The following is a 13288-nucleotide window of genomic DNA, read 5'->3' on the forward strand; positions in this document are numbered from 1 at the left end:
TGCGTCAGCAGCTGAGGTTGGAGCCGGTGGGCACGCCCAGGATCGCGGCGAAGCTGGTGTACGCGTTGACCCGGCTCTGGACCTGGGCGGGGTTGCCGCCGTTGCACTCCAGCGAGCCGTTGATGGAGCGGATGGTCTCGCCGAAGCCGGCGCCGTTGACCATGGCGTTGTGCGGGGTCATGGTGCCCGGGCCGTTCTGGGTCATCCAGTACCAGATGCCGGTCTTCCAGGCGACGGCCGCGTCGGTCTGCACCAGGTTCGGGTTGTGCAGCAGGTCGATGCCGAGCGCGTCGCCGGCCGCCTTGTAGTTGAAGTTCCAGCTGAGCTGGATCGGACCGCGCCCGTAGTACGCGGACTGCCCGGCCGGGCAGCCGTACGGCTGGGTGGTGTCGCAGTAGTGCGGGTAGTTCGCGGTGTTCTGCTCGACCACGTAGACCAGGCCGCCGGTCTCGTGGTTGACGTTGGCGAGGAACGCCGCCGCCTCCTGCTTCTTCACGGTGTCCGAGCCGGTGCCCGCGAACGCCGGGTAGGCGCTGAGCGCGTTGACCAGGCCGGAGTAGGTGTAGAAGGGGTTCCGGTTCGGGAACATCTGGTTGAACTGGGCCTCGGAGACCACGAACCCGCCCGGGTTGGGGGTGGTGGTGGACGGGCTCGGGCTGGTGGTGCCGCCACCGCCGGTGCAGGTGTACGGGCTCCAGTACCAGGTGGAGACGGTCGGGTCGTAGCCCGGGTTGTCGTGCGTGGCGACGTAGTACTGGCCGTTGGGCGCGTACTTCACCACGGTGCCGGTGGCGTACTGGGTGCCGGCCACCCAGGTCGGGTGGTTGCAGGTGCCCTGGGACGGGGTCGGGCTGGTGGTGCCGCCACCGCCGCCGCAGGCGCCCTGGTCGGCCCAGACGCCGGAGCCGCCGGTGCTCGGCGTCTCGCCCTGGGTCCACCACTTGGCGTTCCAGTTGTGCCCGTTGTACGAGGCGGACGTGCCGCCGGTGTAGACCTGGGTCGCCGAGTACGGGGCGGCGCAGGCGGCGGCCGCGGTCGAGGTGGTGGGCACCATGACGGCCAGGCCGGTCGCGGCCAGCGCGCCGGTCAGCAGCGCGGCGACCTTGCCGCGGCGGGAGCGGGCGCGGTGCGCCGGCTGGTGGGTGGTGCGGGCGTGGGACATTCGGCCACTCCTTGTGGGGGAACGAGCGGTGTACCCAGCACTCAAGCGAGGTTGTCCGTTAACTGTCAATAGGTCTAGACCTTAAGGAAGTTGAGGTCGTGTACGGAACTCCCGGCGGCGGGGGTGCGACCGCGCCCCCGGAAGATCGGGTACTGGCCAGTAGGGGCGCCGTGTGCCAGGGTGCAGACGACGCCCCGTCCGACCCACCCTCAGCCGGAAGGCAGGCCAGGCCAGATGACCACCGCAGCGCCGTACGTCCGCCGCACCACCGCCGACGCCGTCGCCACCCTCGAACTCGACTCCCCGCACAACCGCAACGCCCTCTCCACCCGGCTGATGGCCGAACTCACCGCGCACCTCGCCGACGCCGCCGCCGACCCCGGGGTCCGCGCCGTCGTCCTCGGCCACACCGGCCGGGTCTTCTGCGCCGGCGCCGACCTCTCCGAGGCCACCGGCGACGACCCCACCGCCGCGCCCCGCGGCCTGGTCGCCCTGCAGCGCGCCGTCGTCGACTGCCCCAAGCCCGTCATCGCCCTGGTCGACGGCCACGTCCGGGCCGGCGGACTCGGCCTGGTCGGCTCCTGCGACATCGCCGTCGCCGGGCCCGACGCCACCTTCGCCTTCACCGAGTCCCGCCTCGGACTCGCCCCCGCCGTCATCTCGCTGCCGCTGCGCCCCAAGCTCGACCCGCGCGCCGCCGCCCGCTACTACCTCACCGGCGAGACCTTCGACTCCGCCGAGGCCGCCCGGATCGGCCTGGTCACCGAGGCCGCCGACGACTCGGCCGCCGCGCTGCGCACGATCCTGGACGCCGTCCGGCTCTGCTCGCCGCAGGGCCTGGCCGAGTCCAAACTGCTCGCCAACGCCGCCGTCCGGGAGTCCTTCGAACGGCACGCCGAGGAACTGGTCGCGCTGTCGGCGAAGCTGTTCGGCTCCGAGGAGGCCCAGGAGGGCATGCGGGCCTTCCTGGCCAAGCGCCCCGCGCCCTGGGCGCGCTGACCCCGGCGGGCCGACCCCGGCCTCCGACGCAAGTTACCGGCCGGTGTGAATTTGGTCCCGTTGCGGACCGCGGGGGCGCACCGGCCGCTACGGTGAGCGCATGTCGATCGTCCGCAGGCTGCTCGGGCCCGTCCGCGAGAGGTCGCGCCGGGCCGCCGGGCGCGCCGTGCACCGGGGCTGGCGCTGGGCGCAGGACGCCGGCGCGGTCAGCAACCGCAACCCCGGCCCGTACCGGTTCGGCGAACTCGGCGACGGCACCAAGCTCGCCTTCCCGCTCGGCACCGTCTTCAACGAGCGCTGGATCACCATCGGCCCGTTCTCCATCATCGGCGAACGCGTCACCCTGTCGGCCGGCTTCCTGCCCGGCCTCGACCTCGGCCCCGAACCGATCGTCCGGATCGGCGGCGGCTGCGTCATCGGCCGCGGCAGCCACATCGTCGGCCACCAGCGGATCGAACTCGGCGACGACGTGTGGACCGGCCCCGGCGTCTACATCACCGACCAGGCCCACGAGTACCGCGACACCGCGCTGCCGATCGGCAAGCAGTGGCCCCGCAACGAGCCCGTCTCGATCGGCGCCGGCTCTTGGATCGGCACCGGCGCGGTGATCCTGCCCGGCGCCCGGATCGGCCGCAACGTCGTGGTCGCCGCCAACTCCGTGGTCGCCGGCGAAGTCCCCGACTACGCCGTGGTGGCCGGCGCCCCCGCCCGCCAGGTCCGCACCTGGAGCCCCGAGGAGGGCTGGCAGCCCCCCATCCGCCACGAGGCGCCCCGCCCCGTCCCCGACGGCGTCACCGCCGAACAACTGCGCGCCCTGGTCGGCTGGGACCTGCGCCTGCCCGACGAGCGCGAGCGGCCCTCCGCGACGTAGCCCCGTCGGCGCGGCCGGGCCGGGCCGGGGTGGTGGGCGGCGCCCGGCCGAACGCGGTCGGCGCGATGGCGGACCCGGGCGCGTGGCGTCCGGGTCCGCCGTCGTTCCGCAGTGAGGGGGACCGTCAGGCCGCGCGGTGGCGGCGGACGGTGAGGGCGAGCAGGCCGGCCAGGGCCGAGCTGGCGGCGACGGTGAGCAGGGCGGCCGGCAGCGAGAGCGCGTCGGCCAGGAAGCCGATCACCGGGGGGCCGATCAGCATGCCCGCGTAGCCGAGGGTGGAGGCGGTGGCCACGCCCTGCGGCCCGGCGGCCGCCCCGGCCTGGGCGATGGCCAGCGGGAAGACGTTGGCCAGGCCGAGGCCGACCAGGACGAAGCCCGCCAGGGCGAGCGGGACGGACGGGGCCAGGGCCGCGGTCGCCATGCCCGCGCAGGCGGTCAGGCCGCCGAGCAGCATCACCCTGGTCTGGCCGAGCCGTTCGGACAGCCAGGTGCCGGAGAGCCGGCCCGCCGTCATCGCGAAGGCGAAGGAGGCGTACCCGGCGGCGGCCGTCGCGGTGCTGGCGTGCACGTCGTCGGTCAGGTGCAGGGTGGCCCAGTCCGCCAGGGCGCCCTCGCCGTACGCGGTGCACAGGGCGGTCAGGCCGAGCAGGACGACCAGCAGCCGGGCGTGCCGGGACGGGCGGGCGGCGGCGGTCTCGGCGGCGGTGCTCCCGGTGGCGTCGCCCGCGCCGGGGCGGGGGAGGGCGGCGGGGGCGCGCAGCAGGGCGGTGCCGGCCAGCGCCGTCACGGCCAGGCCGAGCGCGGCGGCCGCGGCCAGCGCCCAGGCGGCGCTGATCCGGCCCGCGAGCAGGCCGCCGAGCGCGGCGCCGAGCAGGCCGCCGAGGCTGTAGCCCGCGTGGAAGCTGGGCATGACGGGCCGTCGGAGTTCGGCGACCAGGTCGACCGCGGCGCTGTTCATCGCCACGTTGGCCGCGCCGTAGCCCGCGCCGAACAGCAGCAGCACCGCGCCGAGCGCGAGCACCGAGTGGGTGTGCGCGGGCAGCGCCACGGCCAGCGAGAACACCGCGACCGAGGCGATGGTGACCCGGCGCGAGCCGTAGCGCAGGCACAGCCGTCCGATCAGGGCCATGGTGGCGACCGCGCCGGCCGAGATGCACAGCAGGGCCAGGCCCAGCGCGCTGTGCGAGGCGGAGACCTGGGCGCGGACGTCCGGGATCCGGACCACCCAGGAGGCGAACAGGAAGCCGTCGACGGTGAAGAAGGCGGTGAGGGCGAGGCGTGCCGCCGACCAGGAGGAGCTGCGGCCGGACGGAGGGTTCGAAGGGGCAGCGGAGAGGAGGGAGGAGCGGGCTTCTGTTTTGTTCAGTAGCGGCACAAAGTCAGAATAGGGGAGTGCCGCACACACCTTCAAGCCCGAATTCGAGCCAGAGTCGGAATCCGTCGCCGGCGCCGACCCGGGGAGCGCCCCCCGGCGCGCCCCGGCGGACCGCGCCCGACCGCGGCCGCGCCCTGCTCGGACCGGCCCTGCGCCTGATCCACACCGGACAGGCCCCCACCCGCTCCGCGCTCACCGGCGCCCTCGACGTCACCCGCGCCACCGCCGGCGCCGTCACCGGCGAACTGGAGGCGCTCGGCCTGATCACCGTCGACTCCCGCCCCGCCGGCGGCGGTCGCGGCCGCCCCTCGCACCGGCTCGCCCTCGCCGACCCCGGCCCCGCCGTCCTCGCCGCCCAACTGCACGCCGACGGCGTCTCGGCGGCCCTCGCCGGACTCGGCGGACGCCTCCACGACCCCGTCCACCTGCCGCTGCCCGCCGACACCTCGCCCGCCGCGCTGCTCGCCGCCGTCGCCGGGACCGGCGCCCGGCTCGCCCGCGACAGCCGCCGCCGCGTCCTCGGCTTCGCGCTCGCCCTGCCCAACCCCGTCACCGAACCCGACGGCACCGCCCTCGCCGCCCTGCACTTCGGCTGGCCCTCCGGCACCCCCGTCGCCGAACTCTTCGCCGCCGCCGTCGCCCGCACCGACCTCGGCCCGCGCGCCCGCACCGCCCCGCCCACCGCCGTGGCCAACGACGCCAACCTCGCCGCGCTCGCCGAACACCGGCACGGCGCCGGCCGCGGCGCCCGCCACCTGCTGCTGGTCACCTCCGGACACCGCGGCGTCGGCGGCGCCCTGGTCATCGACGGCCGCCTGCACACCGGCAGCTCCGGCCTCGCCCTCGAAGTCGGCCACCTCACCGTCGACCCGCTCGGCCGCCCCTGCGCCTGCGGCAACCGCGGCTGCCTCAACGCCGAGACCGACACCGACGCGCTGTTCGCCGCCGCCGGACGCCGCCCCGACCCCGACCGCCCGCTGCTCCCGCAGGCCCGCGCGCTGGCCCGCGACCCGAAGGCCGCCGACGCCCTCGCACACGTCGTCGACCGGCTCGGCCTCGGCCTCGCCGGACTGGTCAACATCCTCAACCCGGACCGGATCGTGCTCAGCGGCCTGCACCTCGACCTGCTCGCCGCCGCCCCCGACCGCCTGGCCGCCGTCGTCGCCGAACGCTGCCTGTGGGGCCGCAGCGGACGCATCCCGATCGTCCCCGCGCAGGTCGTCCACGCCGGACTGGTCGGCGCCGCCGAACTCGCCTGGGAGCCCTACCTGGAGGACCCGCAGGCCGTCGCGGCGCCCTGAGCCGGGCGGCCGGAGGGCCCGGGCCCGGGCCGGCCCGGGAAAACGGAACGGCGCGGGGGGACGAACCGTCCACCCGCGCCGTCCGGCACGCTACCGCCGTGCCCTACCGCCTACTTGCCGAAGCGCAGCTTCCAGGGGGCCACCGCGGACTCCAACTGCACGCCCAGGCTCATCTTCGACATGCCCTCGACCCGCTCCTCGAAGCGGATCGGCACCTCGGCGATGCGCATGCCCTGCTTGACCACCCGGTAGTTCATCTCGACCTGGAACGAGTAGCCGTTGGAACGCACCGACTGCAGGTCGACCCGGCGCAGCGCCTGGGCCTCCCACGCCTTGAAGCCGGCGGTGGCGTCCTTCACCTTCAGCCGCAGGATCGCGTTGACGTAGAAGTTCGCCCACGCCGACAGCGCCTTGCGGTGCCACGGCCACTCCGACGCGGTCGAGCCGCCGGGCACGTAGCGCGAACCCAGCACCACCGAGGCGTCGGTGGTCGTCAGCTTCTCGACCATCGCGGGGACCGCGGTGTGCGGGTGCGACAGGTCGGCGTCCATCTGCACGACGATGTCGGCGCCGTCCTCCAGCGCCCGCGACATGCCGGCGATGTACGCCCGGCCCAGGCCGTCCTTCTCGGTGCGGTGCAGCACCGAGACGTTGCCGCCGGAGTCCGCCGCCAGCTTGTCCGCGACGTCGCCGGTGCCGTCGGGGGAGTTGTCGTCCACGACCAGGACGTGGAGGTTCTCCATGCCGAGGTCGGCCAGCCGACCAACCAGGACCGGCAGGTTCTCCCGTTCGTTGTAGGTCGGAACAACCACAACAACCTTCGGGTGGGCCTCAGCCATGTTTTTCTATCCTCGATGCAGTACGAGCCGGATGCGGCAGTCTAGCGTTCCTTCCCGAACGTCCGTCCCACGGGGCCGTTTCGTCCGGATACCCACCGGGTAATCCACGGAAGGCCTTTCGCCCCGTCGGGAATCCCCGGCCCCCGTCGGCCCGTTCAGCAGGCATGACCGACACCGCACCCGCCGCCGCCCCGACCGAACCGCTGCGCTACGCCGCCTTCACCGCCGACCCGGCCGGCGGCAACCCGGCCGGCGTCGTCCTGGACGCCACCGGCCTCACCGACGAGCAGCAGCTCGCCGCCGCCGCCCGCCTCGGCTACTCCGAGACCGCCTTCCTCGTCCCCGACCCGGACCGGCCCCGCGCCCACGCCGTCCGCTACTTCAGCCCGCTCGCCGAAGTCCCGTTCTGCGGCCACGCCACCATCGCCGCCGCGGTCGCCCTCGGCGAACGGCACGGCCCCGGCGAGTTCCTCTTCACCACGGTGGCCGGGCCGGTGCCGGTCCAGGTCGTGCGCGACGAGGACGGCGGCCACCTGGCCACCCTGACCAGCGTGCCCGCCTCGACCGAGGACGCGTCCGCGCCGGACGTCGCCGAGGCGCTCGCCGCCCTGCGCTGGCGGGCGGAGGAGCTCGACGACCGCTTCCCGCCCCGGATCGCCTACGCCGGCGCCCGCCACCTCGTCCTCGCCGCCGCGAGCCGGGCCCGGCTGGCCGACCTGGACTACGACTTCGACGCGCTCGCCGCGCTGATGCGGCGCCTCGACCTGACCACCCTCCAGCTGGTCTGGGAGGAGGACGCCACCACCTACCACGTCCGCGACCCCTTCCCGGTCGGCGGCGTCGTCGAGGACCCGGTCACCGGCGCGGCCGCCGCCGCCTTCGGCGCCTACCTCCGCGAACTGCGCGCCCTGCCCACCACCCGCCTCACCCTCCACCAGGGCGAGGACCTCGGCCGCCCGGGCGTCCTCACCGTCGACCTCACCGAGGGCGACAGCCGCGTCCGCGTCACGGGGACGGCCGTGCGGATCTAGCCCACCGGGAGGGCGCACCCGGGGCCCGGGGAACGGCGGCCGTGACGGGGCCACCGCGCAGCACGGACGCGCCGTTCCCCCAGCCCCGGCGGGTACTCCCCGGGGAGTACGCGTGTCTGCTCCGGCGGGACGATGGTGGGCGGCCGGGGGGTGGTTAGCCTTCCGGTATGGGTGAATCGCGACCGCTGTGGGTGCCGCCGTGGGTGCGGGCGGCGAAGGCCGGGTGGCCGGTGGCGGGGGCGCTCGTGGTGGCGGCGGCCCAGGTGGTCGGGACGACGGCGGCGCAGCGGCACCAGGGCGGGCGGGTGCCGCTGGACGGCTGGGGGTACCTGTTGCTGGTGCTCGGCCCGGCGCTGCTGGTGCTCCGGCGCCGGTGGCCGGCGGCGACGGTGGCGGCGGTCTCGGCGGTGACCGCCGGGTACCTGTGGGCCGGGTACCCGTACGGCCCCGGGTTCCTGGCGATGGTGGTGGCGTTCTTCACCGCCGTCCGGCACGGCCACCGGCGGGCGGCCTGGCTCAGCGCGGGCGGCTTCTACCTGGTGCACCTGCTGACCAGCTACGCGCTGCCGGACAGCTGGCTGCGGTCCTCGGACCACGCGGTGCGGGGGTGGCAGGAGCTGGGCGTCACGGCCTGGCTGCTGCTGGTCTTCGCGGGCGCCGAGCTGGCCAGGTTCCGGCAGGAGCGGATCGCCGCGGTGCGGGCCGCCGAGGAGGAGGCGCGGGCCCGCCGCCACGACGAGGAGCGGCTGCGGATGGCCCGGGAACTGCACGACATCCTGGCGCACTCCATCTCGCTGATCCACGTGCAGGCCGGTGTCGCGCTGGAACTGCTCGACGCCCGCCCCGAACAGGCCAGGGAAGCGCTCACCACGATCAAGGCGACCAGCAAGGAGGCGCTCGGCGAGGTCCGCCAGGTGCTCGGCACGCTGCGCGGCCCCGGCTCCGCCGCCCCGCGCACCCCCGCGCCCGGCCTGGGGCGGCTGGACGAACTGGTCGAACAGGCCGGGCACGCCGGGCTGGCGGTGACGGTCGAACGGCGCGGACGGGCCGCGCGGACGGGCGCGGGGCTGGAACTCGCGGCGTTCCGGATCGTCCAGGAGGCCCTGACCAACGTGCTGCGGCACTCGACGGCCCGCACCGCGACCGTCGGACTCGACTGGAGCGGACGCGAGTTGACGGTGACGGTGACCGACCCCGGGCCGCCCGGCGGCGGCGACGCGGGCGGCAGCGGCAACGGCCTCACCGGCATGCGGGAACGGGCCGCCGCGCTCGGCGGCGGCATCGAGGCGGGCCCCGACGGGGCCGGCGGCTGGCGGGTCAGGGCCCGGCTGCCGGTGACGGAGAGCGGGGACGCGACGTGATCAGGGTGCTGCTGGCGGACGACCAGACGCTCGTCCGGGCCGGATTCCGGGCCCTGCTGGACGCCCAGCCCGACCTGGAGGCGGTCGGCGAGGCCGAGGACGGCGAGCAGGCCCTCGCGCTGGCCCGCGAACTGCGGCCGGACGTGGTGCTGATGGACATCCGGATGCCCCGGCTGGACGGACTCGCCGCGACCCGCCGGATCTGCGCCGACCCCGAGCTGGCCGACGTCCGGGTGGTGGTGCTGACCACCTTCGAACTCGACGAGTACGTCTTCGAGGCCCTGCGGGCGGGCGCCGCCGGGTTCCTGGTCAAGGACACCGAACCCGGCGACCTGCTGCGCGCCGTCCGCGTCGCGGCGGCCGGCGACGCCCTGCTCTCCCCGGGCGTCACCCGCCGCCTGATCGGCGAGTTCGCCGCCCGCTCCAAGGAACCCGCCACCACCCGCCTGGACGTCCTCACCGACCGCGAACGCGAGGTGCTCGCCCTGGTCGGCCTCGGCCTGACCAACGAGGACATCGCCCGCCGCCTGGTGGTCAGCCCGCTCACCACGAAGACGCACGTCAGCCGCACGATGGTCAAGCTCGGCGCCCGGGACCGGGCCCAACTGGTGGTGCTGGCCTACGAGTCGGGCCTGGTCCGGCCGGGGTGGCTGGGGTAGTGCGGGGGGAGTAGGCCGGGTGCCGCCCGGTGGGGGACGCGCCGGGCGGGGTGGCGGGGGGACGGTGGAGGGGCCGGCAGGGAGCCGGGGTCCCGACCGAAGGGGATGAGTGGTGATGGTGGCGTTGCTGGCCGATGGGTACGGGCACTGGCCCGGACCGTGGGTGCTGGTGTTCCCGCTGTTCTGGCTGCTGGTGGTGGTGCTGGTGGTGACGGTGCTGCGGCGGGCGGGGTGGCGGCGGCGCGGGTGGTGCGGGGGCGGGGAGCACGCTCCGCTGGCGGTGCTGGGGCGGCGGTACGCGCAGGGGGAGATCGACGAGGCGGAGTACCGGGAGCGCAGGGGCGTCCTGACCGAGGACGGGGGGAAGCGGTGACGGCCGCGGCCCGGGTGGAGGGCGCCGTCAAGGAGTACGGCGCGGGGGAGACCCGGGTCCGGGCGCTGGACGGCGTCAGCGTGGAGTTCGCCGAGGCCGGGTTCACCGCGGTGATGGGGCCCTCGGGTTCCGGGAAGTCCACCCTCATGCACTGCGCGGCCGGTCTGGACACCCTGAGCGGCGGCCGGGCCTGGCTGGGGGAGACCGAGCTGTCCGGGCTCGGCGACCGGGAGCTGACGCTGCTGCGCCGGGAGCGGATCGGGTTCGTCTTCCAGGCGTTCAACCTGCTGCCGACGCTCACCGTCCGGGAGAACATCACCCTGCCGCTGGACCTCGGCGGCGCCGCCCCCGACCGGGAGTGGCTGGACGCGCTGATCGACGTGGTCGGCCTCGGCGACCGGCTGCACCACCGTCCGAGCCAGCTGTCCGGCGGCCAGCAGCAGCGCGTCGCCGTCGCCCGGGCGCTGGCCGGGCGGCCGCAGGTGGTGTTCGCCGACGAGCCCACCGGCAACCTGGACTCCCGCAGTGGCGGCGAGGTGCTGGGCCTGCTGCGCTCCGCCGTGGACACCATGCGGCAGTCGGTGGTGATGGTCACCCACGACCCGGCCGCCGCCGGGTACGCCGACACCGTGCTGTTCCTGGCCGACGGCCGGCTGGTCGACACCATGGAGCGGCCCACCGCCGACCGGGTGCTGGACCGGATGAAGGCCCTCGACGGCCGCCGCGGCAAGGCGGTCGCCCGGTGAGCGCGAGCGTGCGGATCGGGGCGCGCTCGCTGCTCGCCCACCGGCGCCGACTGCTGGGCACCGTGCTGTCCATCGTCCTGGGCGTGGCGTTCCTGACCGGCACGATGGTGCTCGGCGACACCCTGCGGGCCAACTTCGACACCCTGTTCGCGGACGCCAACGCGGGCACGGACGCCGTCGTCCGCAGCGCGCAGGTGCTGGACGTGCCCAACGTCCCCGGCGGGGTCCGCGCCCCGCTGGAGGAGTCGCTGACGGCGCGGCTGCGCACGGCGCCCGGGGTCGGTGCCGCCGAGCCGTCCGTGCAGGGCGCGGGGCAGCTGATCGGCGCCGACGGCGAGCCGGTCGGCGGGCAGGGCCCGCCCACCCTGGCCGGGAACTGGATCGACGACCCGAAGCTCAACCCGTACCGGCTCGCCGAGGGCCGCGCCCCCGCCGCGCCCGGCGAGGCGGTGATCAACCGGGGTGCGGCGAAGGCGGGCGGGCTGAAGGTCGGCGACAGCACGGTGCTGCGCACGCCCGACCCGGTGCGGATCACCGTGGTCGGCATCGCCACCTTCGGCGCCGACGCCGACGGCATGGGCCCCAGCACCTTCACCGCGCTGACCCTCGCCGACGCCCAGGCCCACCTGACGCCGAAGGGCACCGGGCAGGTGTCCACCGTCCGGCTGCGCTCCGACCGCCTGAGCCAGCGCCAACTCGTGGAGCAGATCAAGCCGTTGCTGCCGGACGGGGTGGAGGCGCTGACCGGCGCGGACGCCACCGCGCAGTCCACCGCCGACGTCTCCGGGCGCTTCCTGGGCCTGTTCACCACCCTGCTGCTGGTGTTCGCCGGGGTCGCCCTGCTGGTCGCCACCTTCACCATCCACAACACCTTCGCCATCGTCACCGCCCAGCGGACCCGGGAGAACGCCCTGCTGCGCGCCCTCGGCGCCGGCCGCCGCCAGGTGCTCGGCACCACCCTCGGCGAGGCGCTCGCGATCGGCGTCCTCGCCTCCGCGCTCGGCCTGCTCGGCGGCTTCGGCGTCGCCGCCGGACTGAAGGCGCTGTTCGCCGCGATCGGGTTCACCCTGCCCACCGGCGGCACCGTGGTCCACGCCGCGACGATCCTGCTGCCGCTGCTCACCGGCACCCTGGTCGCCGCCGGGTCCGCACTGGCCCCGGCCCTGCGCGCCGCCCGCACCGCCCCGCTCGCCGCCCTGCGCGACACCGCCGTGGACGACTCGGCGCGGGGCCGGAGCGCGCTGGTGCGCAAGGCGGTCGGGGCGGTGCTGACGGCGGCCGGGCTGCCCGCCGTGGTCGTCGGGGCCGCGCACGGCCCCTCGCTGACGCTGACCGTCGGCGGGGCGCTCGCGCTGCTCGCCGGGACGGTCGTGCTCGGGCCGGTGGCCGCCGCGCTCGCCGTCCGGGTGCTCGGCGCGCCGCTGCCCCGGCTGCGCGGCACCACCGGCGCGCTCGCCCGCCGCAACGCCGCCCGCAACCCCAAGCGGACGGCCGCCACCGCCACCGCGCTGATGGTCGGCGTCGCCGTGGTCACCCTGTTCACCGTGTTCGGCGCCTCCGTCAAGGCGACCCTGGACGACACCGTCTCGCGCACCTTCGCCGGCGACCTCGCCGTCACCGCCCCCGCCACCGGGGCCGGCGGCAGCGGCGTCTCCCCGAAGCTGGCCCCCGCCGTCGCCGCCCTCCCCGAGGTGCGCACCGCCGTCGGCCTCGGCCGGGGCGTCGCCCGGATCGACGGCCGCGGCACCCAGTTGGGCGTCGCCGACCCGGTCGAGCTGGCCCGGGTCACCGACCTCGGCCGGATCGACGGCTCGCTGGCCGCCCTCGGCACCGACGGCCTCGCCGTCTCCCGCGCCGAGGCCGGGGCGCACGGCTGGCGGCTGGGCAGCACGGTGGCCGTGCGGTTCACCGACACCGCCGGCACCTTCACCGTCCGCGCCCTCTACCAGGGCGGCGGCGTCGCCGGGGACTACCTGATCAGCCGCGAGGCCTGGCGGCCGCACCGCGTCCAGGACGCCGACACGCTGGTCGCCGTCGCGCTGGAGCCGGGCGTCACCGTGCAGCAGGGCAAGGCCGCGATCGGGCGGCTCGCCGAGGAGTACGGCGGCCCGCAGGTGCAGACCCGGGCCGAGTACGCGGAGAGCTCCGCCTCCGGCGTCGACATGATGCTCTCGGTGGTCTACGCGCTGCTCGCGCTCGCCGTGCTGATCGCCCTGCTCGGCATCGCCAACACGCTCACCCTGGCCGTCCACGAGCGCACCCGCGAACTCGGCCTGCTGCGCGCCGTCGGTCAGAGCCGGGCCCAGCTGCGGGCCATGGTGCGCTGGGAGTCGGTGCTGGTCGCCGCGTTCGGCACGGCCGGCGGGCTGGCCCTGGGCGCGCTGCTGGGCTGGGCGCTCACCCGGGCCTCCGACACCGCCGGGACGGGCTCCTTCGCGCTGCCCGCCGGGCGGCTGGCCGTGGTCGCGCTGGTCGGCCTGGCGGCCGGGGCGCTGGCCGGGCTGCGGCCCGCCGCGCGGGCGGCGCGGCTGGACGTCCTGCGGGCGGTGGCGAGCGACTGACGCCCCGTCG

The 13288-nt window shown here is 75.8% G+C and carries 12 protein-coding genes; 9 read left to right on the plus strand and 3 right to left on the minus strand.

Annotation, left to right across the window (positions count from 1 at the left end; all coding sequences use genetic code 11):
* Positions 1-4: 4 nt before the first annotated feature.
* Entirely contained in the window at positions 5-1162 is a 1158-nt protein-coding gene (locus OO48_RS26900; RefSeq protein ID WP_051732875.1) for a glycoside hydrolase family 19 protein, read from the minus strand.
* A gap of 234 nt (positions 1163-1396) precedes the next feature.
* Between OO48_RS26900 and OO48_RS26905 the strand changes: the two genes are divergently transcribed.
* Both OO48_RS26905 and OO48_RS26910 read left to right on the plus strand, forming a co-directional pair.
* Positions 1397-2161 carry an enoyl-CoA hydratase family protein gene (locus tag OO48_RS26905; RefSeq protein WP_033220811.1) on the plus strand — a complete coding sequence of 255 codons (765 nt, stop codon included), beginning with the start codon at positions 1397-1399 and terminating at the stop codon, positions 2159-2161.
* Positions 2162-2261: 100 nt separating this feature from the next.
* Positions 2262-3032, plus strand: coding sequence for an acyltransferase (locus OO48_RS26910; protein WP_051732877.1), 771 nt, complete (start codon positions 2262-2264; stop codon positions 3030-3032).
* A 124-nt stretch (positions 3033-3156) separates the two neighbouring features.
* On the opposite strand, the gene OO48_RS26915 is transcribed toward OO48_RS26910, so the two are convergent.
* Positions 3157-4407: an MFS transporter gene (locus OO48_RS26915; RefSeq protein WP_033220812.1), complete on the minus strand. Its 1251-nt coding sequence runs from the start codon at positions 4405-4407 to the stop codon at positions 3157-3159.
* A 17-nt stretch (positions 4408-4424) separates the two neighbouring features.
* Here OO48_RS26915 and OO48_RS26920 point away from each other — a divergent pair, with 17 nt between their 5' ends.
* On the plus strand, positions 4425-5708 hold the full coding sequence (locus OO48_RS26920; protein ID WP_081952413.1) for an ROK family protein: 1284 nt from the start codon (positions 4425-4427) through the stop codon (positions 5706-5708).
* A 110-nt stretch (positions 5709-5818) separates the two neighbouring features.
* On the opposite strand, the gene OO48_RS26925 is transcribed toward OO48_RS26920, so the two are convergent.
* On the minus strand, positions 5819-6547 hold the full coding sequence (locus tag OO48_RS26925; RefSeq protein WP_033220813.1) for a polyprenol monophosphomannose synthase: 729 nt from the start codon (positions 6545-6547) through the stop codon (positions 5819-5821).
* Positions 6548-6711: 164 nt separating this feature from the next.
* On the opposite strand from OO48_RS26925, the gene OO48_RS26930 reads away from it, so the two are divergent.
* The 6 genes from OO48_RS26930 (at position 6712) to OO48_RS26955 (ending at position 13278) form a co-directional block, all read left to right on the plus strand.
* A complete protein-coding gene (locus OO48_RS26930) occupies positions 6712-7578 on the plus strand; it encodes a PhzF family phenazine biosynthesis protein (protein ID WP_033220815.1) in 867 nt (288 codons plus the stop codon).
* Positions 7579-7745: 167 nt separating this feature from the next.
* Complete coding sequence (locus tag OO48_RS26935) at positions 7746-8939, plus strand: sensor histidine kinase (RefSeq protein ID WP_033220817.1); 1194 nt, start codon at positions 7746-7748, stop codon at positions 8937-8939.
* Entirely contained in the window at positions 8936-9598 is a 663-nt protein-coding gene (locus OO48_RS26940) for a response regulator (protein ID WP_033220819.1), read from the plus strand. Before OO48_RS26935 ends, OO48_RS26940 begins: the two co-directional genes overlap by 4 nt.
* Positions 9599-9713: 115 nt before the next feature.
* Positions 9714-9971, plus strand: coding sequence for an SHOCT domain-containing protein (locus tag OO48_RS40235; protein WP_051732892.1), 258 nt, complete (start codon positions 9714-9716; stop codon positions 9969-9971).
* A complete protein-coding gene (locus OO48_RS26950) occupies positions 9968-10717 on the plus strand; it encodes an ABC transporter ATP-binding protein (protein WP_033220882.1) in 750 nt (249 codons plus the stop codon). Before OO48_RS40235 ends, OO48_RS26950 begins: the two co-directional genes overlap by 4 nt.
* A complete protein-coding gene (locus tag OO48_RS26955) occupies positions 10714-13278 on the plus strand; it encodes an ABC transporter permease (RefSeq protein WP_033220820.1) in 2565 nt (854 codons plus the stop codon). Before OO48_RS26950 ends, OO48_RS26955 begins: the two co-directional genes overlap by 4 nt.
* Positions 13279-13288: the final 10 nt, after the last annotated feature.

The organism is Kitasatospora phosalacinea (genome assembly GCF_000716545.1).
GTDB classification, from domain to species: domain Bacteria; phylum Actinomycetota; class Actinomycetes; order Streptomycetales; family Streptomycetaceae; genus Kitasatospora; species Kitasatospora phosalacinea.